Source organism: Bradyrhizobium sp. 87 (assembly GCF_023073015.1).
GTDB classification, from domain to species: domain Bacteria; phylum Pseudomonadota; class Alphaproteobacteria; order Rhizobiales; family Xanthobacteraceae; genus Bradyrhizobium; species Bradyrhizobium canariense_D.
Map to the genome: position 1 here is coordinate 1 of NZ_JADPIQ010000068.1, position 23,485 is coordinate 23,485.

The following is a 23,485-nucleotide window of genomic DNA, read 5'->3' on the forward strand; positions in this document are numbered from 1 at the left end:
GACAATCCGGGCCTTCAAATCATCCGGCCACTGCTTACGGCCTGCGCCGGCGTACACTTCGATACGCTGTGTCAATGGTCGTCTTATGTCGTCCGAATGGTCGTCCATTATGAGCACCCTTGCAGAAGATGACTCTTCTAACGGTGCTCCCAAGATCGCGCACAGACAATCTAAACGGCCGCGGCGCTACGCTTACGCTCTGGAGCAACGTCAAACACGAGGAGATGTGCCCGCTATGACAGCGTCAGCCGGGCGCGCAGCCCGATCGGCCTATATCTCAACTTCCATAACAGTAGGCGTCCCCATTCCAGTCATGGCGGCAGCACGCCGGACCAAGCCTACTTTACCCGCTGCCATGCCGTATGGCAGCCTAACGCCCCGGCAGCGGTCCCATCTATCGACGCGGAAACAACCCGGACCAGCTCTATTTCACTGGAGGGACATTTCAACGGGGACACTCTGCCCATGCTGCAATTCCCCGATCTGTATAGGTCAGCAACCTGCTCGGTCATGAAAGTCGCCCTGAAAGAGGAAGTGCGCGAATAGCACGATCAACGTCACGTGATCCCCCAACCAAGTCTGCGGTCAACCGAATCAATGCACGGCAGGACCATCGTTCGGCTCACAGAGTCCCTTGCGGTTCTCTCCTCCCGGAGACGTCAGCCTTTCGAGGAGCAATTGGCAATTAAGGGTTTCCAGGTGTCGCGCAAAGCCGAAGAGCTTCGGCTGGCGCGAGAACAACTCGCCAGAGACAGGCAGCAGGTTGGAATGACATTTCGAAGCCGCCTAGCCGATTGGGCGACCAATGCGCGAACCGCCGCTGATCTCTTCAAGCCCGCGCCTGTGCATGATGGCCAGACTCCCACCTTTCGGGCAAGTCGATCCATATATCAGCAGGACCATGCAAAAGTGAATCTTGATCCGGTACAAAGATATTGTCAGGCACTCTGAGGCCGCGACCAAGGGCGACTCCACTGATTATGAAGGGAAGCTCGATCTGCTTCTGATCTTCAAAGCGGTCCGCGCCAACAATGCGAAGAGATTCCAATTCAAACCGTCGGAATGTGATCAGCGGTCTTGCCGAATCTATCAGGTCTTGGGCGCAAGATACTCCCCGCGCGGCCTCTTTTCTCAAGTGGTCCAGCGCCAGGAAGAGGGACGAAAGCTCGTCCAGCTCGGAACGATTGAAGTGTCGCAAACGTGACGAAATAGGCACTCCATTCTTGTATCGTACTGTCGGCACAAATCGTATCTCGCAATCAAGAAGCAGATCTGCCACCGCTCGCTTTACGAGAAGAGCCTGTCCAATATCCTTCAGGCCGAAATAACTGCGAGATGGTCGAGCGAAACAGATCCATCGGATGCATCCGGTGATACCTTCCATGAGGAGCCCATGAGGCCCGTTCGCACGCAGCGGATAATCCCCTTGAGACACAAACGTTCGATATCCTGGCGGGAACATCTCCGCGTCCGTCGTCGAAATCACAGCAGAAGCGCCCGCTCCTAGCGCAAGCGCAATGTCATCATCCAAATTGAACTCGTATTCAGGACCCGGGCTGAGCTGGATCTTGTTCGGATAGACCGTGACAATGGCCACATCGTTCTCGACTGCGGCCCTTCTGATCAATTCCGCGTGCCCCTGATGCAATGCACCCAGAGTATGTACTGTGCCGATCCTTCGACCTCGTCTTGCCATGTCCGCAATGAAGGCCTTGCCAGCTGAAAGAGACGCTAGATGCATATTTCCTGCTCCGCTCTTGTTGATTACACAGCAGCTGGGCTGCTCGATCAGACAGGAAGCGTGGTGAGAGCGACCTCACACTGGCCGCGCAAGAGCGCCTGGGAGCGCCGCCACAGCGGGGCCCATCGTGCTCTTCCATCTTCCTTCTGGGATGACAGCTGGTTTAGGTCGCCATGCGCATTTCGGCTTAAATCAGCTAGATCCCTCTCGACCGCGTCTCATTAGCGATGAGAAGTCAGCCAGATACTCTGAAGGTTTGTATTTCTGATCTTCCACCCCCTCCAAAGCGGCCTGGAGCCCAGGACACCTGTCGGCAAAGAACGGCGGTTCAAAAGTCGTTATCTCTGCATCCGAAAAATCAGTCTTTACAAAGCTTGCTTGGAACGGCGTAACTCCACTCAAGTTGGCCTTGCGGAGGGACGATTGATTCATTCGAACATATGCGGTACGGGCGGCCTCCAGGTTGCTGCCGGTCATTCCTGCTGCAATATATGACTGAACAAGGTTTGCTCCTTCGAAATTGGCGCGATTCAAGGCCATAGATTGCGGAGGATCACCTGTAATCATTGATCGATAGAGATACGCCTGTGAAAAATCTGCATCATCGAGATCGCAGTCGCGTATAAACGCACAGCGCGCACGAAAGCCGCCCAATCGGGCGTAGCGCATCGTGCTCTCGGTGATCGAAATGGTTTCTCCTGATGCGCGAGATAGATCAGCCCCATCGAGCTGGCAAGAGCGTACAGATACTCCGTTAAGCACCGCGCCGACGAGGTTGGCGCTGGCTAGATTCACAGACAGAAGTCGCGCCTCAGATAGGTCTGCCTCCTCAAGCTCTGCCTTTGCAAGATTTGAGAGGCTGAAATCCGAAAAAGGGGCGGCCAGCGCTTTGGCCAGGATGCGACCGCTCGCCTTTGAAAGCCTGAAATAGGGAAGATGAGCGTTCTCTAGAACAAGACCGTCGACCGAAGTGGGGCGCAGGATCGATAGACACTCTCCCCTTGACTGCAGAAGGGTGCTGCCGGTGAGATGCGCCTTGGTCATTGTAACCTGGCTCAAATTGGCAAAATGGAAGGACGAGCGAGGCAGGTAGCATTCATTGATGGTCGATCCTTGCAGTTCGGCGCCATCAAAGACAGCCTGGCTTGCGTCACACTGATAAAACAGGACGCCACTTAGGACTGCATTGTCGAAACGCGTTCTCCTCATGCTGCATCCGTGGAACAGGCTACCTGTTGCATCGATGAGATTGCGCAAACTTGCATCGTCGAAACTGCAGACCTGAGCGGCAATTGCATGCATATACGCAAAATCGAGCTTGGCTCCGCGGAAACTTGCTCGCTCTAATCCTGGGCAGATAAGGTTGGCCTCGGACAGATCGGCTCCATCCAGCTTCGCTCCGTGAAGTTGCGCACGATTGAGAATGCATCGCCGCAACGGAAATCCGGATAGATCGTGACCGTTAAAGTTCTGGCAGGATAGCTGCAGGCCGATGCCGGTCTTCTTGATCGCTTCCTGGGTTCGCTTTCCCACCGCAGCCAACGCAGACGCGCGATCACTGTTTCGGCTCCAGTAGCGGACAAAGTCACCATCTGCCGAGGATTGGTTTATCGTCGTTGGACGGATTCCCAGCTCCTCATGCACGCTGAACTGGCTATTGGTATCGGTGGCTTGCGTCACTGTCGAACTTTTCCTTTCTCGATGACGAGCGCACTTTCTCAGCCTCCTGTGCAGGCGTTATTTTGCATGGCCTGCGTGTTTCAGGTAGCCTCGAAATGCGCCCCATAGCGCTCGTGGGATTTCTTTCTGCGACACAGGCATCATCACTCATCAGGGCGTAAATTTCCTGGCTGGCCCTTTGGAATTGTGCCATCACGAGCCGACACGCACATAACCGAGCAAGTTGTGGCAGACGGAGTTGATCTCCCCCACGACTTCCCCATTCGGATACTTATCAATGTGTCGACAGCAGACCGAAGAAGCCGCAACTTGGGGTACCTCCACAACTTCATGCAGTCGTTATTCTAGCAGTCGGCCTTTACGACGCACTTCAATAGCAATGTCTGTGCCAGCCCTCACCTATCCTGAATTGACGTTGAATGCGTGTCCAGAAACGGCGCGGCGGACGCCGCCAGAATTTCGTAACTGACAGCACTCGCGTCTTTGTCACAAACCGGACATGGTTCGCAACGCTCGAGACGGCACCGATTGTTCTCTATGCCTTCGACCGCAAAGCGGATGTCGCTCTCTATGACGATCGAGTAATAGTTGCCTTCGATGCACGTACGCGCATTCTCCAGATGTCGGGCCATTGAGCCACAAATCGCCGCCCGCCTTCCGTTCCTCAGTTTTCATCCCGGCGACGCAGTTCCGTCCCGGAAGTTCGCCGACAAAGTCGCGCGAGGTACTGGAGGGTGGAGTTGGGACTAGCGGTCCACATGAAGGGGCGTGAAATCGCAAGCGCGAGAAAGCTGCCGCTTTTTTTACGACGTCGGCCGTGCCGGATGGGCGCGTTAGTTGATGAGCGTGAAGAAGCGTTCGACCTGATCGAGGCAGGAGGCATGGGTGGTGTGAAGTGAAGGTGCCAGCGCGGACATCGGGCGAGCCAGATCCTGACCTTGGATGGTTCAGTGGAGTGCTGCCCAGATGGGGGCCAAGTTGGCCGGCACATTCGTTTCGATGTGCCGTAGAAAGGCCCGCAACTCCTGGTGACTACGCGGTTCAGCATCTTCTTCCGAACCAAACGGCTTGCCTCGGTATGAAGGCTGAGCGAACACTTAGTAAGTAGCCTCGCATTTCTAAGATTATCACTCACCAATAACCGTGATTCACGCCATTGAGTGACGGCTCTGAGAGCACGCCTGCTCGCCAGCAGATGGAACCGCAGGATGAGGAGCCCCGCGTAGATGGTTGTCCCGATTGACAAGCCAATCCAGATACCGATTGCACCAAGCCCGATCTTCAAACCAAGCACGTAGCCAAGTGAGAAGCCGATCAGCCAATAGGCAATGCCGACGAACAGAAGCGGCACCCGGGTGTCCTTCAGTCCGCGCAGACCGCCCGCCGCAATGCTCTGCGCTGCATCAGAGACAAAACGGCTCGCTGCGACGATAAGGAGCTCTGCAGTCAGTCCGATCGTTGCGTCGGCATCTCCGGCCGATTTGTCCAGAAACAGCTCGGCGATCTCAAAACGGGCGACGATCACCGCAACCGTCAGCAGGGCAGCGATGAGGGTACCGAGCAGTATCGCGACCAGGCCTGCCCGCTGGATGCCGGAACCGTCGTTGCGGCCGACCGCATGGCCAACGCGCACGGCCGCCGCCATGCTGATGCCGAAAGAGATCATGGATGTAATCACGGTGATCTGAAGCGCGATCTGATGAGCAGCGAGTGCACTGGTGCTGATTAGGCCGGCCAGGAGCGCGGCAGCCGACAAAACTCCGTACTGCATCAGGGAGGCGATTGAAATCGGAGTTCCGATCACGATCAGCTGCCGCAAGAAGGGCCAATCGAGTTGCCAGAGATCTGCAAGCACGTGGTAGTCACGGAAAGGACGACGCATCGTGGCAAACCACAAACCGGCCAGGAACATCGCACAGTTCACTAACGTGCTCGCAAGCGCGGCCCCGAACAGCTCAAGCCGCGGCAGCCCGAGCTTCCCATAGACCAGCTACATACACGAGCAGGGCGTTGCGGGGATAGCCGCCAGTGTGACCCACAAGATCGGCTCCGGCCGATTGACCGCGCTCATGAAATTACGGATGACCTGAAGCCATAGCGCCGGCACCACGCCCAAGGCCAGTCCGAACAGATATTGCTGGGCGAGCCGCGCCGCGTCTGGCGTCTGACCGAAAGCGAGCAATATTTGCTTCCGCCACCCAAACAAGCAGTGTCGGAGGTCATCGAACGAGAACATTCTGCGCTAACAATTCCGATCCAGATTGTCTATCTCGCAAGGGCGGGGAGAATGTCCTCATGAACAAACGAAAGATCGTGTGCTAGGGGGGCTGTTCGTCGTCCGATTCTGATAAAGCGAGACTCACCAGGCTTTTGAGAAGCGCCTCCGGCTCGGCGGTCGATTAAGTTGACGACGCCCGATCGCCACCATGAGAATAACTTTCTTGCGGAAGGTAACGTCGGCCGGTCGATTGCAGATGGCCGGTAAGCCGACCGAGACAACCTATCGCTCGTTTCACGAGTTACCTGAAAGAGCGAAGCGCCGGACGTTTCCAAAGTGAAGGTCGTAACAACTGCTGCTTCGACCAACTCATTGCCGGGCGCCCGCCGCAGCGGATCGACCGGGACCCTCAACGCGAGTTGTCGATTCGCCAGCCTCAACAAGACTCGCCGACACGCTCGGGCGCAATCGACTCGCGCGCGAGATCGAATCTGAGGAGATCTTCGAACTTATCCGGCCGATCTATGAGCGTGGCGGCCGCTCTATGGCGGATCACGTGCGGCTGTTACATCCACGCGGCCTATAGTTGGGGGATGAAATCGGACAACGACTATCGGAATACATCCCCGCGCGGCGCGCGCCTGCATGTCGATCAGTGGGATGCACCGGAGAAGATCATCGATTGGTCCAAGACTAAGAACCTTCAGCCGCACGCCGTTCCGGTGCCGTCGATCGCCGCTGAACTGATTGAATCGATCAAGCCAAACAAGTACGGGTGGTTCTTGCCTTCTGCGAAGGACCCATCCCAGCCCGTGAGCCACGGTACGCTCTATAGCTTCGTTTGGCGGCCGCGAGATGGGCATGATTCCCTGTGCAACTAACCGGGACCTCCGGCGAACCTTCAAAAACGCTGGCGGAAAGGCCGGTGTGTCCAAAGAAATTCGAGATCGTCTGGAAAATCATGCGCTCCAGGACGTTAACTCCAAGAACTATGATTCCTGGCATTACATGCCCAAGAAGCGCGCCGGAATGGCAAAGTGGAACAAGTTCGTGCGTAGCAGCGGGAGTCGAAAGGAGGGGTGCGGACAGCTGCCAAACAGCCGGTGTCCAATCCGTGAGTCTCCGCCGCATTTGCACATAGCGTGGAGATGATGGCGCAGTGGTGTCATTCTGCCAAAGGACGGCGAGGTCTTAAAGGAAGTAGCGCAGCGCGCTGTTTAGCGCGACGCGCAAAAGGGAGCGAGATGGAGCATCGCGACGAATTGTCGGAGTCGCGACACCCGTCCTACCCACGACACGCGCCAAATGGGAATTAGCATGGATATCAGTGCGTCCCTTTGGCACGCTCTTTGAAGTGAATGAAGGCACATCCCGTCGTGTGATCACCCATGCCAAAAACAGGTACTGTTAATGAGTGTCCCAAATTTGACGAAACGAGCAAATGCCCTCGGAACCGACAAGGGTGATGAGGTCGGCGACACCCATGGCTACACCGGCTTCTACTCTCTTCTGTTCGAGGAGTTCCGCCACGAACCCTTCACAATGGTCGAGATTGGATTACAGCACGGGAACGGCTCTCTCGATCCAGATTTACTCGTTGGTCGCAAGGTTGACGATATTCCGTCTATCAAAATGTGGTTGGAGTTCTTTCCCAAAGCTGAGATCGTCGGCTGCGACATTGCTGATTTCAGCGCCTTTAAGATGGATCGGTTCCGTTTCGAGCGCCTTGACATGGGCGATGCGGTAGCCTTGGAACGCCTTGCGAGTTCGCTCCCGCCTGTAAGGATCATCATCGAGGATGCTTCACACGCAGCTTACCACCAGCAGCTTGCTCTAGCGAAGCTGTTTCCCATCGTCGAGCCTGGCGGTTTTTACTTTATCGAGGATCTTCATACCACGCACGCGATTGCCGCACGATTGCCGCCCTGCAATTCAACTGAGACGGTAGTGGAGAAGTTCACCCAGACGCGTCAGCTTGACATTCCGTTTCTGACCGCGATTGAACGCAGAAACCTCGAGACCACAATTAGGAAGATGTTCATCCACCGCAACGATAAGGGGGGCGTCAACCGCTGGACCATGAAGATGGTGGGATTTGGAAAGTAATAAGGAGGCAACTGAACCTTCCGGGCCATCAAGTTGCCTATCTGGGCGGCTGTTTTGGCTTGCGCAGGTGAGAACTCCAAAACTCCAAAACTCCAAAACCTGCATCTCAACAATGTGAATGGGTTGAAAATGGCGATAGGTGTGATTGTTTCGCTAACCTGAGTACCTCGGGGGCTTCTCATTGATGTTGCTGTCGCGCGGCGCTGCCGCTCGAACTCGTTTTCGACGACCATGTCTTTGGAGTTGAATGCTGCGGGGGAGGGCTACGACTTAATCGACCATCGCCGCACCTGTCCGACAACAACTTCCGAAGGTACAACCTGATTCTTTGCCGACTTCAACGCCATGAACTCGCCGGCGCAGCGACACGTCACGCAAGGACCTCGACAGGTGCGCCGCTGACGACGGACAATTTGGAGACTTAGCGCACCTCCAGCCGGTCCAGGGATCGCGTGCGGCACTCTCTTCACTTCGGCTGTGTATACCGAATCCCGACCAGGCATTCCGATCGATCGAGACCACCCATTCCGGCCGATTGCGGCCGGCCTGTGGACGGGTGTACGGGCCCGGTCGCATGATCCGGGCTCCGCTGCAAACGCCACGAGCGAGATTACCTATCCGCAAAATCGGCGGCATGCTTCGGCTGTCTGCTGCTGGCTTGCTCCGATTGGCGTTGGCGCAAATCGTGCACTGCGCTACGCGCGGCATCTAGGAATCAGATCTCTGCGCTAGGCTCATGCTGCCGATGCCGAAAGAGACATCGACATACGGAATGACACGTTGATCAAGATCGAACGAGCAGCGCCAGGAGATGAGTCGGCCACGACGACCGCTTGCTCGCATGCTCTCGGACTCCGACTTGATCTTCAAATCACTCGAATTTCCGGTTAAACATGGAGGCACTATGCGCATCTGCGGTATCAAGCTGACGCACGACGGAGCGATCGCCCTTGTCGAGGACAACCGGCTCGTTTTTTGCGGCGAGCAGGAGAAGCGGAGCAATAATCCGCGTTATCAGTCGATCGGCAACCTTGATGCAATCGTCCTCGCCTTGGCGGAACACGGTCTAGATCCGCAGCAAGTTGATCAGTTCGTCATCGACGGCTGGGCAGGGAAAGTGGAATCGCAATTCCAGGTCCTCAGCGGAACGACACCTGTCACTCTCAAAGGGGCGCCGTATGTTGAACGCCATGCAGAGGGTCTTCTCACCTCGCGCGACGGTCTTGGCCTCAGGCTCGACGGCAGAGATTTTCCTTATAGGAGCTATCCGCACATCACAGCCCATCTGGCTTCCGCATACTGCACCAGCCCCTTTGCCAAGGCGGGACAGCCCGCTTTTTGCCTCGTCTGGGACGGCGGCACCTTTCCGCGTCTCTATCATATAGAACGCGAGGGCGCACGGTTCCTCGAATCCCTGTTCCCGCTTATTGGACACGTATACGCGGCCGCGGGCCTTCACTATGGACCCTACAAGCAAGCGAACCGCGCAAATTGGGATCTAGCCGATCCCGGCAAGCTGGACCCAGGCGGTGCCGGCAAGCTCAACCTGGGCATTGCCGGCAAGCTGATGGCCTATATCGCCCTCGGGTCTGTTAGTGAAACCATCGTCGCGGTCTTTGAGGAACTCTATCAAGAGCGCTTTGCGGCGGACACGAAGTTTTCCGCTTTCCGTACGGACATCGAGAGCATGGGATCGGCGCTTGCGAGTGTACGTGACTTCTTCGATGCCAGTACGCTTCGGTTGAAGGCCACGGCACCTCAAGATGTGCTCGCATCGTTTCATTGCTTCCTCGAGCGCCTGCTAATCGGCGAAATGGCGAATGCTTTGCAGCGGCATGCGCGTTTTGTGTCGCGCAATTTGTGCATAGCCGGTGGCTGCGGTCTCAACATCAAATGGAACAGTGCACTACGTGCGTCAGGCCTGTTCGATGCTGTCTGGGTACCCCCTTTTCCGAATGACAGTGGCTCGGCGATCGGTGCCGCTTGCTGCGCAATGGTAGCGGACAAAGGCTTCGTGCCGCTGGAATGGTCGGTATATAGTGGTCCAGCCCTGCAGCCTAGCGATGTGCCGCCCGATTGGGAGGCTGCGCCGTGCAGTATGCATGAACTTGCAACCATTCTGGCCAGCAACCAGCCCGTGATCTTCCTTGCAGGCCCCGCCGAGCTTGGACCGCGGGCATTGGGCAGCAGAAGCATTCTTGCAGCCGCGACTTCGCCGCAAATGAAGGATCATCTCAACGACATCAAACTTCGTGAACACTTCCGACCAGTAGCGCCGATATGCCTAGAGGATCGTGCGCCAGATATTTTTAATCCCGGAACGCCGGACCCTTACATGCTTTTCGATCACCAGACACGAACAGAGTGGCGGGACAAAATCCCGGCCGTTGTACATCTCGACGGATCTGCGCGGTTGCAGACGATTTGCAGGACCTCTCAGCACAAAGTCGCCGAGCTTCTCGTCGAATACGAAAAGCTCACGGGCATCCCGCTGCTTTGCAATACGAGTGCCAATCAGCATGGACATGGGTTCTTCCCGGATGTCACAGCGGCTTGCGAGTGGGGACGCGTTGAGCACGTATGGGCCGACGGCATACTGTGGACGAAAGCTCCATAAACGAGCGATTGGCGTCCGAAGGCGCGTCTCGCGCGAACATGAACGCATCTCCGGAGTGGCGACACCATCTCGAGCAAGTCGATATGGTTGAAGAGTGCTCCGCCCAAAGATCGGTGCGGGCAGACGCACAATTGCGTGGTCGTCGGCATGGCACCGCCTGAGGATGTTGCATCGAAGGGACCGATGCTGCCGAAGATGCACAAGACGACAGGATCGAATGGCCTGTTACGGCTGCGATTGGGTTCAGATCGTGTCCGTGAAGCACGCCCGGTTCTGCTTGTCGGCAACTTCGACTGGATTGGATCGGCGTCGAGATCGCTTCGGCTTACGGCGAGAACTGCGCCGCGTCTTCGACGTCATCAGGCGCGACCTGCGCGGGCGGCGCCGCCATCCCACCCATGATCGAATCGGACACTTAAAGGCCGACGGTCACCTCAGTCGCCGCTAGGCCCTGCCGGCGGTGCCGCCAACGTCGTCCTCTCAGCCATAGGCGGCAGCTTTGGCCGCCTCTCGCCTGGCTCAGACAACTCTTCCTGGTTCCTGCGATTGGTATGCCAGACGCTCGTCTGCACCCTGAAATCCGGCTTCTTGAGCAACCACTCAAACAGGACTATTCCAGAGCTGGTGCCAGAAACTTAAGATGCGAGCTAGCGCAGACGTTTCGGATTACCGCGGACATCACCTGCCGCACCTCCCAGCGCGACGTGGCCGAGATCGAGCTCATATGCGTGGTTCGCCACGTGCATGCGGGACCAAGGGCGCTGCTCGATGATGATTACCGCAATCTCCTTGGCGAGCTCAATCAGCCGGTTGGTGATCTCCTCAATCACGCCGATCCAAACTCCCTCGGTCGGTTCGTCCAGCAGCAGCAGTTTTGGATTTCCCAATAGTGCGCGCCGATCGCCAGGACCTTACGCTCGCCGCCCGAAAGCGTCCCACCCGGCTGATCGAAGCGGTGTTCGTCCGGTCGAAGAGGCTTGCAAATTGTTGGGACCGTCCGCCCGGCTACGCGTGACCGGCTTCCGATCCTACCGTTTACCTGCGGCAGGAGCGCTAGGAACCGCTTACATGTCCAGACGGTGCCGGCTCTTGCTCCTGTCCGGATCGCTTCAGGCCAGCTACGAAATTATCGACGTGCCGCAACGGCCGTGTTCACCTCCTGCGCAGCACGCAAGGCTGGAATAAGCGAGAACGAGCAGCGGCTGTCGTGTTCGCGATGAGCGTGACAGTGAGGTTATCCATGCCGCCAGGGTCACGCCCTCATTCGTCCCTACGGCCCTCGCCAGCCGACTATAGCTGGCACAACCCTCGACCTGGAGGATGAGTCCTCGGCGGGCTTGGCGCGGCGCGAGCTCGCCATGCTCGCTCATGTGAGATGACTACCTCGAAGCAACCACGAGCGCGAGAGCCTCCGACGAGTCGTCGGGGCTTGGCGGCTTTCGGACGAAGGCGTCGCAATTCGGTCAGCATGTCGGGACACGGACACGCAAACTCATCCCGGGCAGCCCAATTGTTTAAGCTTCTCGAATTGCGTCGTTCCGTCAGCGCGAGCCGGGTCGCCTGAGGACTGGTATGGCGCTTGCTTAAACAGAGCGGAGCAACTTCTTTCGGCTAAGTACATTCGCCTGTGATGCCAGCCGGAACATCGGCGTTTAACACGAGGGGTAAAGGTATGTCCGGCGTTGCTGCAGCCTTTCTATGCCCCTCAAGCCATTCACCATCGACTGCTTATGATCGGCTCAAGCACATGATTCCGAAACTTGCACTTCGTGGGCAGGCGGGGGTCGGGGTTGCCGCTTTCATGCACAAGCAAGGTTTTCGATATGGGAGAGCGCTTCTATCATCAAGCGGTTCAGTGCGCATTGAACCCAGCGAACAAGATCGAAGCTTTCGGCCTCATGTTGCGATCGCTCATGTCCGTAGCCGGTGCAGCGAACTCAGTGATGGCGGTGACATTCGGCCGATTCAAAACAATGGGAGCACCCACCGCCATTTGGCAGTTTCTCTGGACGGCGCTTTGGTCAATGCTCGTGAACTCAGACGAGAATTCCTTTCGAAGCAACAACGAACAACCGTCAACACAGATGCTGAGCTCTTGCTCAAGTGTATTGAACGCTGTTGTGAACGAGATTATTGGCGCCACGGTCTAGCCGCTAACTACGAAACTGTATTTCGAGAGATTGATGATCGTATCGATGGCGCTATCAGCGCGCTTTTTTTGGACGGAGACGGAAACCTCGTTGCATATCGCAATCGGACCGGTTTGCGACCATTGGAGGCTATGCAAACAGATGACGGGTTTTTGCTCTTTGCTTCTGAAAATTGTGCCTTTGCCGCTCTAGAGGGTGATACGCAGCAAATCTTGCCAGGCCACATAAAGTATGTGGACGGGAAAACGGGGTGCAGCGTTGATCACTCGGTGAGCAACGGGCGACATAAGGCCACGCTCTGCACCTACGAAGCTCTCTACTTGGGCAGTCCGAACACGTCGATCGAAGGCCAGTCACATCTCGAAACCCGCTACAACATCGGGGTCGTCTTGGGGACACTCGTTGCGCGGCGACTGCAAGCGGAAGCGGGCCCTGCGCCCACAATTGTTTCCTCCATGCCGCATACTGGTGGCCCGTACGCCGATGGCCTGTTTGCATCTCTAGCTGAATACGGGCTGTTGGCCGAGCGTCGTGAAGTGGTCGCGACGACACTTCTTCAGCGGACTCTCATCGGCACACCTGGCGGACGAAAATCTCGCATAGCTCGAAAATACCGCGTGTCGGACACCGACCTTGCTAAGGCCAGCATAATAGTTGTCGACGAAGCCCTCATTCGCGGCGATACCAGTCAAGCAGTAACGAGTATGCTCCTTACCGCTGGAGCCAAAGCCGTGCATTGGGCGATCGGTTCGCCGCCTATAGTAGCTCCGAACTACTACGGCATGGGCATCGACACACTAGATGAGCTCGCATTCTGGCAGGTTTGGAAGCGATTGCCGTCCGAGCAGCGTGCTCAAAGCATCCTCTTCCATAAGATGGAACCCCACGTTCTCAGACTAATCGAAAGTAATATCGCGGCATCGATCAACGCAGCCACGACAACGTATCTGCCCTTCCCGCTCCTAGGATCGTTGCTGCCCGGCAGACTGGAGAACTTCGATTTGTCACCTTTTACATTCGAAATGCCAACCCCGGCGGGACAGCAGCGCGCGGACAGGAACTTACGCAAACTAACCGCCGATCTTCCTTGTATGCAATCAATCCGCGCTTGAGGTCAGTTCATGAATCCCGTCCTCGTCTTTAATTGGAATGGAACGCAGCTCGATGATGCGCACGCGCTCTTCCAAACGACAAATGCCAGTCTCGACCGCTTTGGTCGTGCGACGATCCACATGGACACGTTTCGGAAACATTGCGATGTTCTGCTATCACTTCTTTATCGCAGTCTCGGAATGTCGCGGGACGAGGTTGCGGAGGTGGATCGCGATGGGAGCGCCGCCTCTCACGAGCCCTATGAACCTCTTGCGGATAAGGCCGATCTGCGCGAGGGCCCACATAGACTCTTGGAGCTGGCGCGGCGCGAAGCAGCTTTGTCCATCATCGTGAGCAATCATATCGTCGCCCCGCTCCGGTCTCAATTGAGACGACTTGGAATCGACAACTACATTAACGAGGTTCTCGCCTTTGAAAGCCGCACCACTCAATACCAGTCGATGGGCAACGGAGAGCGGCTTCGTCTGTACATGCAGAAGAACAATCTAGAGGCGGCGTCGATCTTCATCATCGGCGATATGCCGTCGAAATGGACATTGCACGCCATTCTCGGACTCAATGCGTATGGATCACCCGCGGTTTTGTTTCGGATTCGCGCTTGCACGCGGCGAATCCTGACTACACGATTGACAACCATCATGAGTTATCGCCGATCTTACAAAGGCACGGCTTCTTTCAGAATGCATAAATCATGACCGCCGAGCTATTACCCAACGCACGTTCAAAAGCTGCGAACCAGAAAATAGGCCTTATCGGGGTCGGGCGCATGGGAACCGGAATGGGTCTCTGCCTGTTGCGGCACCAAGTTGAGCTGCATATCAAAGCGAACAAAAGTCGTTTCGGTGCGGATCGATTGGCTGCGGCAGGCGCCCGTGAGCATCCTTCCATCGCTGAGTTGACGCCGCATGTAAGTGCGGTGGTGTTGTCCCTGCCATCAAGCCGGGAGGTTGAGGCAGTGTGCCTTGGGCAGGACGGGCTTTTTGTCCATATGTCCCGTGGAGGTTTAATAATTGACTGCACCACGTCTTATCCTGGCTCGACAGTTGCACTGGCGGAGCAGGCTCAAAAACGCGGCCTCGCTTTTATAGATGCCCCAGTAACACGGAGCCCTGAACAAGCAGAGCTCGGCCTTCTCAACGCGATTGTTGGATCGAACGAAACGCTTTTTCCTGTGGCTGAAGGCATTCTTGCTACTTTTTGTGAGACCGTTCTTCATGTCGGAGATGTCGGACAAGGTCATGAGCTCAAGCTTGTTTACAACAGCATGACTATGGGCATAGCGGCGGTAGCCTCAGAGGTCTGCCAATTCGCGAACGCTCTTGACATCGATCTTGTAACACTCCGCTCTTTAGTTAGTCGCGGTTCCACTAATAGTGGAATATTCCAAGCCTTCGTGGCCTTTTTGTTGGGCGAGAAACCCGATGTTCTGGCAGTCTCAATTGCCAATTCTGCAAAGGATATTGGGTGCGCAGTGCGTCTGGCGGGCGAGAGCGCTGTTTCGGTACCGATCCTGGCTGCCACCGCCCACAAGTTAAACAACGCAGTTGCCGGGGGTAAAGGCGAACTGACACTACCTCATTTGTCTCACCCATAAGTTCTCGGCTATCGAACCGCAACGAGGATCGGTGGCGACCAGATCGATCCTTGCCTCGCCCGACGTTCTCCGATGTTGTTTAATCCCAAGCTTTGATGGTGCATTCTTGTCGCACGATTCGAAGCATGCGCTATGGGACTGTTTAACACGGCTGCGCCACCACGACCGAGGCAGTCCGTCGAGGGAGATGTCCCGATCGCTGTTGAACTACGTCGGGGCCGACGTTGCCGGAATGGATGTTACGCGGCGCTCGGACGTGGGCAACGGACTTGATTGTCATGCGATCGTGGTGAAGCTTGAAGGGTCGCACCCAGACCGACAATTACTTATGCGCCTTCAATCGTCGGAAGCCCTTGTTGGCCTCGATCATGCCGGCCGCGGCCGATCGCAAGGCCACGCCGGCATCCTACCAGCTTTTGACGTTACGCGTGACGCGGCGAATGGTGCCCATCATGTTCTCGGCGATCTTGGTAGAGGCGAGCGATCGTCGCAGCTCCGTTGGCACCTTCAACCGGACGGCAGTCAGGATTCCCTCGAGGCCTTGGATGATGGTGGCCGATACGCCGGGCCATTGCTGGTCGAGTCGACGCGCGAGATTGTGGATCAATTTTTCAGCCTTGTCGGCATCGAGCTCCCAGGCCTGGCGGAGCACGCGACATGTGGCCGCATGATGCTCTTTCGGCAGGCGTTCCGTGATGTTGCGCGCCTTGTGGATCTGGCAGCGCTGGATCGCGGCGGCCGAACCGAAGGTGCGGCGGATCCCTTCGACAACGCTTTCGCGCCGTCGACGATGAACAGTCTTGGCACTGTCGGGCGAGCCCGCGCGAGACCACGTTGTCCAGCATGGCCTGAACCGTTGCGGCGTTCTCGGTCGCTCCTTCCACCAGCGCGAGCGGATGCTTGTTGCCTTCCGTCAACCCCGATCGCGTCGACCAGCACGAGATCATCGCCGAGATGCAGCGCGTCGATTTCGACAGAAGGTGGAGCGCGGACAGATCGGCAGCCATGGAGTCGGCCAGCCGCGCCGCCGGCGACGCCACAAACCTCCGCGAGGCCGCCGACTTCGAAAGCCCGCGATCCGGGCGGTGCCGGCACGTCTCGGGCAGCCGGACAGCGCGACCGAATCGGCGCGTCGACACATTGATCAGCGTCAGGCTCATCGCCCAGCGACCGAGCCGGTCTTCCTGCGCTGCCGGTTCCAGCTCGGGATCGTCACCTCGCGGCCGTCCACATCCCGGACCCGCGGGCGCTCGCCTCGATCTTGCCGCCGTGGAAGCCGATCTGTCCCCGCGTTCGGCCCCAACGGTTCACCCGCCGCGCCGCGTCGCGACCGTGGCGCGGCGCGCAGGCGGCCGTGACATCCGCCTCCATCATCGTGCCGAGCGCCTCGTCCCTGCCGCAAGGCAGGACTGGTCGAAGCTCGCCCGCACTTCTGCGAACGTTTCGTCCACAAGCCTCGGTCGCCGGCGAACCAGCCGGTGTGATATCTCCCGTCTTGGCGTTGCTCTCGTTTGTGGACTCAGCACCCCGAGCCTACCGGCTCAAGGTGGGCAACGCCAACCTCTTCAGAAAATCAACAGAACACGGGACAACCTCCCGTCGAGCAATACAGAATAGTCAAGAGAGCCCGAGAGCACTCTGTGCGATGCCAAGAAAATGGGGGCGAACATCGCCGGCGAAGATCAGCATCTCTGGACCAATGGCCTGGTCGAGCGCATGAACCGCACGATCAAGGAAGCGACCGTCCAACGCTACCATGACGATCGAGACGATCAGCTCGGAACTCACCTTGCCAACTTTCTCACCGCCTAAAACTAAGCTCGGCGGCTGGAGACCCTGAAGGGCCTCACACCCTGCGAATACGTCTTCAATGCTGGATTTCCCAGCCAGCACGATTCAAACTCAATCCGCTGCAGCAAACGCCAGGACGAAACACCTAACTGGTCTAAAGCAGTGTATAAGATCGGCCATACGGCCGGAGGCGTAAGAATGGGTAAAGTCATCTGCAAGCTTGCAACACACTTAACGGCTGCGCCTAATGGCGCGCCCTTGGAAATCTACGCGCCGTCCCTGCGAAGCCTTCCAGCAGGCTCCATGCTGGTGATGGCGACCTTGCCTGTCATTGACTGGAATGACTGCCTTTTGCGCGATTTGCGCAGCCTCGGCAAGCAAACGTTCATTCATGCCTACGCAGCAATGGTAATGATCGATTCCTTCGCCTGTTGGGAGGATTTTGCCGATTTATTAAAAGAGGCGAGAATTTGCGGCGTCGTAAATTTTCCACCTGCATCTATCATCGAGCAGCCTTCGGCTACCATGCGGGTTAACACCGGACTGGAGCTTGAACTTCGGCGTATGGAATGGTTTGCTAGCTTGGGATTCAATAACTTGTTTGCTGCTGTCAGTGATTCTGAGGTCACAGTGGCAGAGAGAAGACTTGGTTCGCATCTCAAAGGTATTGTGCATTTGCCCGAAGGGGCTCTTGAGTTGAGGATTCGCGACGAGATGGAATTGGTCCGGCTTGACCAACAGGGGTCGTCCACACCAAAATTCTCGCTTTTGGATGCGACGGCTTCAAAACAACCTATTCGCAAGACATGATCGTAGGCTATTCCAGTATCCGCAGTTTCTTATTTTGTTGTAAAGCGTCTTCCTTGAGTGTGATGGATCCAAGGCTGGATTGTGAAGTCCGTAGCGGGCAAGATCAACGCATGAACAGCACCTCCTCTTCACCAGTCAATGCGATCGCAGCCGAGCTTGGCCGCCTCGATCCCGCATACGCGCCGACGCCACTCCTGAACCTTCCGGCGCTTGCGGAGGGGCTCGGAGTGGCGCAGGTGCTAGCGAAAGACGAGGGCCGCCGCATGCTCGGCAGTTTCAAGTCGCTTGGTGGCACCTATGCCGGGCTGCGCGCGCTCGCCCGGGCCTCGCGCATGCAGTTGGCCGACCTTCTCGCGGCCCGACCTAAGGGGCAGCCGACCCTGGTCTGCGCCAGTGACGGCAATCATGGGCTCGCGGTAGCTGCCGCCGCGCGCTTTGCCGGGGCGCCTGCCCGCGTGTTCCTGCACGAGGGCGTGCCGAAAGCGCGCGCGCGCCGCATCGAGAATCAGGGTGCCGAGATCGTATGGGTGCCGGGCACCTACGACAATGCAGTTGATGCGGCCGCAGCCGCGGCCTGCCAAGGCGCCGGCATTCTTGTCGCCGACACGACCGACGATCCGAACGACCCCATCGTTTGCGACGTCATGGCGGGGTACGGCGTCACGGCGGCGGAAATCCGTGATCAGGTGGATTTCGCCGGCCTTGGGCGTCCGACACACGTCTTTATACAAGCTGGGGTCGGCGGACTCGCCGCTGCCATCGCCGAGGGCCTCTCGGGCTGGCTGGCATCTCCGGGCTGCATCGTGACGGTCGAGCCGGAAACCGCAGCGTGTCTCGGGCCCGCGCTCGCGGCCGGTCGCCCGATTCGGGTGATGGGCGATCTCCGAACATCCGCGGAGATGCTCTCCTGCGGCCAGGCGAGTGCGGCCGCCGTTGCGGTGCTCAGGCGTCACGGCGCTCGCGCCATCACCGTGCCAGAGGCGGAATTGGTGGATGCTGTCCACGTACTCTCCGCCCATGATGGCCTTGCCACCACGCCGTCCGGTGCAGCGGGCCTGGCGGGTGCCATGGCTGTCCTTGCAGACCCGAGCCATACAAGGGATCTCGGACTCGACCGGTTGAGCCGCATCCTCGTCCTCCTCACCGAACGCGCCTGGGAGGACCGAACGTGAGCACCGCAATCTTCGCTCCTAGTTCGACTTGCATCCTCTCAGTCACGCCATGTCTGGCAGGCTCAACGCTTCATCACTGGATCATCGGCGGTCCGTCTCCGGCTCGAGAACCCAGCGGCGCGCCCCCGACGGAAACGGGCCCTTCTGCTTTAGGCGGGCGAGTGGCTCTTGTAGCCGGCCTTGAAGCGGCCTGGGCTACTGGCGGACGAATATCTGCAGGAAGATGCGCAGCAATGTTCTGCAGAGACTCAATTCTTGAGGTCAGGGCTGCGATTTGATCTAACATGCGTTTCAAATCGGCTTGCTGCGCATCGATGTTGCGGTTGAGCGCTGAAATCTCCTCGCTCACCTGCTGTTGCCCCGACCGAATCTCCGAAAGGGCCGCTTTGTCTTCAGGTGACAACGCCGGCATTGGGACGACTTCACGTGCCACTAGCGCCTCGATCATTCGGTCGATATGGGGCCGGTAAAATTGACCCCCAACGCATAACCCGATGAAGATGGCGACAAATCCAACAACCCACGGAAGGCGTCTTGATGACGTCTGCAAGACGGGCGGCAACTCCGAACCGTTCGCTTGATCAATCACATCCATCATTCTTTCTCTCGATCTATATTGGCTCTCGTTGCCGCGGTAGTAGATGACGGTCAAGAGCGTCCATGCGAAACTAATTGGTCATGTGCACAAAGATATCGGGAAAGATCATGCCGCTTCAGCGTCCAACACGACTCTGCTCGTGCAACGAATCGATGTTTTCCAGCGCCAACAGGCACTCGGCGCATTAACGCTGCACGGGCAACGAAAACACGCACGATACGATCGCGTCCATAGCTCTAAGTACACTCGCGATGGCGCGGGCTCCTCCGCACCAGCGGCAATCTGCCGGGAGCGCTGTCGAAAGATAAACAAGCACGCTCGCAGAAGGCGGGCTCAGCTAGCTTCTCAGATCAACTCTGCGCCCGAACCGATGGCTACAGGCAAAGTTAAAGCTAGCCGACTGAGAGATGACGAATCGCGATCCATAAGAACGGGCATTATCTGCGCGAGTCTAACAGCGAGCCACTTAACCAGGATCATGAGCCAGGAGCCACGGCTCCCCTATGCCGGAATTTACCGGTGTATGGGCTGGCATCGTGAGATCGGCATCGTAGCGGGGCCACGTCTTACCGCCACAAGGACATCATACGCACGCGGTGCATTTTTCAAGCGTGACCACCCGGTTCGCAGACTTACTCGAAAATACAAGGAATATCGATTGGCGACTGAGTGGGCCTATCTTTTCGACTTGCAAGCCTAACAGCCTGCATTGAACGCGGCGGCATTTTCGCGGCGAGCTTAGAGCAAGCCCATCAGGTGTCAGCCGTTTCAAATTGCGATGGAATTGCTGGGGAATTCTTCGGAATGCGTGGGTTTCTGGTTTTTGTGGCGCAACAGTGTGGGCAGCACGCGGCGGGCACCAAGATGGCTTTGTGCCGCGGCTGACCGCGTCCATGCCGCCAGTCACGTACCCTAGTCTGACGATCGCGGTCGAGTAGCTCGGCCATTTGGCTTTGCCCTCACAGACCCGGGAGCCGGCTTTCCCGCACCCGGCTCTTCCCGGGAGTAACCCGCGTCATTCATTGGATAGATAAAAATGACCTGGGCAGGAAATACCGCGCTCGGCCAAGCCGGTTCTGTTTTGTGATCAGCCGCTTTTTCACCGTTGTGGATCCGTGGCGCGACGCGCGCCTCTTTCAAAGCACTCGACCCGGGCATCCGGCCAAAGTGGGTCATGCGCCGTCATAGTGATGGCGACGCTCGAATGCTACGAACCCTCGCTAGCTCGCGATAGTATTCAACCAGAATGCCAGCCTCACTCGCGTCTCACATGATAGCCCCAACATGAACCGCGGTTCGGACCGACGCCCGGCATACCTGCTAAATCGCTTCGAAGTACCGCTGGCGTTCACAGTCGGAGAGTTGATGTTGAACGGCTTCCCACTCCCATTGCCGGGAACGGGAGAACGCTTCAACTTCCCGTACCGCACCACGTAGCCGTTCGCACTTGCCACGAAGCATCAGCTTCCTTCTAGCATTGAGATGCAGGTTTGAGGGCCACCATCTCGCGTCGCTCACAGGCAAATCAGCCGCTCTACTTACGTGTGAGCGGCGTCTTACGATCCGACGGTGAGCCAAACGCATCTGCCGGACGCGCGTTGCTGTGACCCAGACACAGGGAGCTTCACGGCACTCGTCGATGACCGGGCTCGCCTTGCGTGAGCCTCGGATTTGGGACATTCGCACTGTATGTTGCTCGTTGGGACGGGCTTCGGGTGCCGAAGTCTGTCACCGCCCATTTCGACACCTTACATCTTGACGTAGGGTGCGATTCAAGCCCCTCAGATAGCTTATCGTGTGAAACTTTTCGGACAATGCGGCTGTGTCGCATGTAATCCGAGGCGCCACCGTATGTGTACGATGTCCAAGATGACTCCTATCAAGCTTCAAAGCCTGTACAATCATCGTAACGGGTGCGCGTGGCGGCGAAGTGGCCGCTAAGAATGTCGGCTTCCTCCACGCGCTCGTTAGCGAAGAAGCGGTAGGCTGCCTTCGTGTTCGCCCAGTCTTGGCACGCGAACGGTATGCTCCCGCCCATGCCATCACCAATTTGCCTTAACAGCTCGCCAAATCGTTGACCAAGACGGGCATCCTTGAAGGCAGTCTTGCCGATCTCGCGCTCAGTCCAGTGTGCGACGGCGCTTTCATCACGATCATCCTGGTGACCATCCGGGCCCGGCGACCGACGAGATATCGCACCGCTCGAACACATGAAGGCACCTCGCCGTCGCGATTCAGGTGCTCAACAATGAATCACAACCGATTCATCTGATTCAAGATTCTTCGATCGAGCCTCTCGCAAATGAATCAAGCACTTGTGGGTAATTGAAAGCCGGCGGCCGCCGTCTTTTTAGTTTGAAGTCTAGCTTTGAGGTCACGTAGCGATAGGGCGCCGAACGTCGGTGGCGACGGAGCTGCGACGAGCAGGTTCGGCATTTGCAGGCTGGCGAGACGGTCTGCGGCCTCGCGCGCCGGTACGGGGTGGCTTACAGCCTGCTGTTCACCAGGCGCCGACAAGCGCACCAGGGCGACCGGGCGGAGATTTCGTGCCAGCTCTTGTTCCTGTCGAGATCCACACCCACGCTGGCTCCGGTATTGATCAGCACGCCGCCACCGGCGTCTTCACAGCTCGCCCATCGCTTCAGCATTTAGTTGAACGGTTGGCCAGGTCATGGTCGCGGGACAGCTCGGCGAGCTGTTCGCGCATATAGACCTGTCGCGATGCGGGCAGAGGCCCTTTCGCGCAAACCGGGGACATCGGCGCGCTCGCTGTCTGGAGCACGGGCGAGCCGTCCAGCAGCGACCTCGGCGCGCAAAGGTGATCTGAAACTGGACGAGGTGCCGAACGATCTGAGCACATTCCTGCGCTAGCTCGCGCAGCCAGTGTTGCCTCGCCTCGAGGTGCTGAGTATCGGATCATCGATCAAGCGGAGCGATACCCCAATTCGCGACCTCTGCGTCAGGTTCTAAACGCATCCCAATCTTAGAACGAAGTCAGCCGACGATTCGCATTTGAACCGGCACCAGATCGGCGGGCCTTTACCACCTCGAATTTAGGGCAGAGGAATTGAACGGTTAGGCGGGATTGGGTTGAGACGCAGAGCCGTACGACTCACTCAGAAGAAGGTCGGGTGCTCGGCGGCAAGCCGAGAAGTGATCTGGGCAGCCACAACAGAGATCCGCCCGCCCAGCGGATTTTTCCTGCTACAAACACTTGTTCCGCAAAAAATCGGTCCTATTTCAGCTGCGCCTGCGTTGGCACTCGCGGGCCACGATTGCTAGCAATCGGGAAATCTTCAACTGAAGTAAACTCTTAGGAGATCTGCATGGAATTCCGTCCGCTTCACGACCGCGTCGTGGTCAAGCGCATTGACGCAGAAGAAAAGACCGCTGGCGGCATCATCATTCCGGACACTGCCAAGGAAAAGCCTTCGCAAGGTGAAGTCATCGCCGTCGGCCCCGGCGGCCGCGACGAGAGCGGCAAGCTGATCCCGATCGACGTCCTGGTCGGCGACCGCGTCCTGTTCGGCAAGTGGTCCGGCACCGAGGTCAAGATCGACAACGCCGACCTGCTGATCATGAAAGAGAGCGACATCCTGGGCGTTCTCACGGACGCGTCCGCCAAGAAGAAGGCCGCCTAAACCATCGCTCGCACCGCTCATCCTGAGGAGCCCTGCTGGGCGTCGTAAAGGGTGAGACCAAGTAAAACATTCAGGAAGACCCACATGTCAGCCAAAGAAGTCAAGTTCGGCGTAGACGCCCGCGACCGCATGTTGCGCGGCGTCGAAATTCTCAACAACGCGGTGAAGGTCACGCTCGGTCCGAAGGGCCGCAACGTCGTGCTCGACAAGTCGTTCGGCGCTCCCCGCATCACCAAGGACGGCGTCACCGTCGC

Annotated in this window: 13 protein-coding genes and 7 pseudogenes; 12 read left to right on the plus strand and 8 right to left on the minus strand. The window is 57.6% G+C overall.

Annotated features, from left to right (window positions below; genetic code table 11):
* Positions 1 to 197: 197 nt before the first annotated feature.
* A pseudogene (locus IVB50_RS16165) lies at positions 198 to 374 on the plus strand (IS3 family transposase); the annotation flags it as partial.
* A gap of 455 nt (positions 375 to 829) precedes the next feature.
* Here the strand turns inward: IVB50_RS16165 and IVB50_RS16170 are convergent.
* The 4 genes from IVB50_RS16170 to IVB50_RS16185 form a co-directional block, all read right to left on the minus strand.
* Positions 830 to 1,741: a pantoate--beta-alanine ligase gene (locus IVB50_RS16170; protein WP_247296468.1), complete on the minus strand. Its 912-nt coding sequence runs from the start codon at positions 1,739 to 1,741 to the stop codon at positions 830 to 832.
* Between the two features lie 192 nt (positions 1,742 to 1,933).
* On the minus strand, positions 1,934 to 3,421 hold the full coding sequence (locus IVB50_RS16175; protein ID WP_247296470.1) for a pentapeptide repeat-containing protein: 1,488 nt from the start codon (positions 3,419 to 3,421) through the stop codon (positions 1,934 to 1,936).
* Between the two features lie 664 nt (positions 3,422 to 4,085).
* Entirely contained in the window at positions 4,086 to 5,333 is a 1,248-nt protein-coding gene (locus tag IVB50_RS16180) for an MATE family efflux transporter (RefSeq protein WP_247296473.1), read from the minus strand.
* Between the two features lie 78 nt (positions 5,334 to 5,411).
* A complete protein-coding gene (locus tag IVB50_RS16185) occupies positions 5,412 to 5,603 on the minus strand; it encodes a hypothetical protein (protein WP_247296475.1) in 192 nt (63 codons plus the stop codon).
* Between the two features lie 478 nt (positions 5,604 to 6,081).
* Between IVB50_RS16185 and IVB50_RS16190 the strand changes: the two are divergent.
* From IVB50_RS16190 to nodU, 3 genes and pseudogenes are all read left to right on the plus strand, one after another.
* A pseudogene (locus tag IVB50_RS16190) lies at positions 6,082 to 6,791 on the plus strand (hypothetical protein); the annotation flags it as partial.
* Between the two features lie 273 nt (positions 6,792 to 7,064).
* Entirely contained in the window at positions 7,065 to 7,745 is a 681-nt protein-coding gene (locus IVB50_RS16195) for a hypothetical protein (protein ID WP_247296477.1), read from the plus strand.
* Positions 7,746 to 8,649: 904 nt separating this feature from the next.
* Positions 8,650 to 10,362: a nodulation protein NodU gene (gene nodU / locus IVB50_RS16200; protein ID WP_247296492.1), complete on the plus strand. Its 1,713-nt coding sequence runs from the start codon at positions 8,650 to 8,652 to the stop codon at positions 10,360 to 10,362.
* A 647-nt stretch (positions 10,363 to 11,009) separates the two neighbouring features.
* On the opposite strand, the pseudogene IVB50_RS16205 reads toward nodU, so the two are convergent.
* Positions 11,010 to 11,311: pseudogene (locus IVB50_RS16205) on the minus strand (ATP-binding cassette domain-containing protein); the annotation flags it as partial.
* A gap of 723 nt (positions 11,312 to 12,034) precedes the next feature.
* Between IVB50_RS16205 and IVB50_RS16210 the strand changes: the two are divergent.
* Genes IVB50_RS16210 through IVB50_RS16220 form a run of 3 tightly spaced genes read left to right on the plus strand, consistent with a single transcriptional unit; the run spans position 12,035 to position 15,219 of the window.
* Positions 12,035 to 13,624, plus strand: a complete 1,590-nt coding sequence (locus IVB50_RS16210; RefSeq protein ID WP_247296478.1) for a hypothetical protein — start codon at positions 12,035 to 12,037, stop codon at positions 13,622 to 13,624.
* Between the two features lie 9 nt (positions 13,625 to 13,633).
* On the plus strand, positions 13,634 to 14,320 hold the full coding sequence (locus IVB50_RS16215; protein WP_247296480.1) for an HAD family hydrolase: 687 nt from the start codon (positions 13,634 to 13,636) through the stop codon (positions 14,318 to 14,320).
* On the plus strand, positions 14,317 to 15,219 hold the full coding sequence (locus tag IVB50_RS16220; RefSeq protein ID WP_247296482.1) for an NAD(P)-dependent oxidoreductase: 903 nt from the start codon (positions 14,317 to 14,319) through the stop codon (positions 15,217 to 15,219). Before IVB50_RS16215 ends, IVB50_RS16220 begins: the two co-directional genes overlap by 4 nt.
* A gap of 253 nt (positions 15,220 to 15,472) precedes the next feature.
* Here IVB50_RS16220 and IVB50_RS16225 read toward each other — a convergent pair.
* Positions 15,473 to 16,704, minus strand: a pseudogene (locus IVB50_RS16225) (transposase); the annotation flags it as partial.
* Positions 16,705 to 16,865: 161 nt separating this feature from the next.
* On the opposite strand from IVB50_RS16225, the pseudogene IVB50_RS16230 reads away from it, so the two are divergent.
* From IVB50_RS16230 to IVB50_RS16240, 3 genes and pseudogenes are all read left to right on the plus strand, one after another.
* Positions 16,866 to 17,159, plus strand: a pseudogene (locus IVB50_RS16230) (integrase core domain-containing protein); the annotation flags it as partial.
* Between the two features lie 49 nt (positions 17,160 to 17,208).
* Positions 17,209 to 17,820, plus strand: coding sequence for a hypothetical protein (locus IVB50_RS16235; RefSeq protein WP_247296484.1), 612 nt, complete (start codon positions 17,209 to 17,211; stop codon positions 17,818 to 17,820).
* A 110-nt stretch (positions 17,821 to 17,930) separates the two neighbouring features.
* Positions 17,931 to 18,992, plus strand: coding sequence for a pyridoxal-phosphate dependent enzyme (locus IVB50_RS16240; protein ID WP_247296486.1), 1,062 nt, complete (start codon positions 17,931 to 17,933; stop codon positions 18,990 to 18,992).
* Positions 18,993 to 19,065: 73 nt separating this feature from the next.
* Here IVB50_RS16240 and IVB50_RS16245 read toward each other — a convergent pair whose 3' ends face one another.
* Positions 19,066 to 19,644: a hypothetical protein gene (locus IVB50_RS16245; RefSeq protein ID WP_247296489.1), complete on the minus strand. Its 579-nt coding sequence runs from the start codon at positions 19,642 to 19,644 to the stop codon at positions 19,066 to 19,068.
* Between the two features lie 1,876 nt (positions 19,645 to 21,520).
* Positions 21,521 to 21,718, minus strand: a pseudogene (locus tag IVB50_RS16250) (transposase); the annotation flags it as partial.
* A 1,198-nt stretch (positions 21,719 to 22,916) separates the two neighbouring features.
* Here IVB50_RS16250 and IVB50_RS16255 point away from each other — a divergent pair.
* Complete coding sequence (locus IVB50_RS16255; protein ID WP_247296491.1) at positions 22,917 to 23,231, plus strand: co-chaperone GroES; 315 nt, start codon at positions 22,917 to 22,919, stop codon at positions 23,229 to 23,231.
* 84 nt (positions 23,232 to 23,315) lie between these two features.
* Positions 23,316 to 23,485: pseudogene (groEL, locus tag IVB50_RS16260) on the plus strand (chaperonin GroEL); the annotation flags it as partial.

Excerpts from the sequence above, each read along its gene's own strand:
- IVB50_RS16170 (WP_247296468.1), bottom strand. The coding sequence starts at position 1,741 with ATGCATCTAGCGTCTCTTTCAGCTGGCAAGGCCTTCATTGCGGACATG.
- IVB50_RS16180 (WP_247296473.1), bottom strand. The coding sequence starts at position 5,333 with ATGTTCCTGGCCGGTTTGTGGTTTGCCACGATGCGTCGTCCTTTCCGT.
- nodU (WP_247296492.1), top strand. The coding sequence starts at position 8,650 with ATGCGCATCTGCGGTATCAAGCTGACGCACGACGGAGCGATCGCCCTT.
- IVB50_RS16210 (WP_247296478.1), top strand. The coding sequence starts at position 12,035 with ATGTCCGGCGTTGCTGCAGCCTTTCTATGCCCCTCAAGCCATTCACCA.
- IVB50_RS16215 (WP_247296480.1), top strand. The coding sequence starts at position 13,634 with ATGAATCCCGTCCTCGTCTTTAATTGGAATGGAACGCAGCTCGATGAT.
- IVB50_RS16220 (WP_247296482.1), top strand. The coding sequence starts at position 14,317 with ATGACCGCCGAGCTATTACCCAACGCACGTTCAAAAGCTGCGAACCAG.
- IVB50_RS16235 (WP_247296484.1), top strand. The coding sequence starts at position 17,209 with ATGGGTAAAGTCATCTGCAAGCTTGCAACACACTTAACGGCTGCGCCT.
- IVB50_RS16240 (WP_247296486.1), top strand. The coding sequence starts at position 17,931 with ATGAACAGCACCTCCTCTTCACCAGTCAATGCGATCGCAGCCGAGCTT.
- IVB50_RS16255 (WP_247296491.1), top strand. The coding sequence starts at position 22,917 with ATGGAATTCCGTCCGCTTCACGACCGCGTCGTGGTCAAGCGCATTGAC.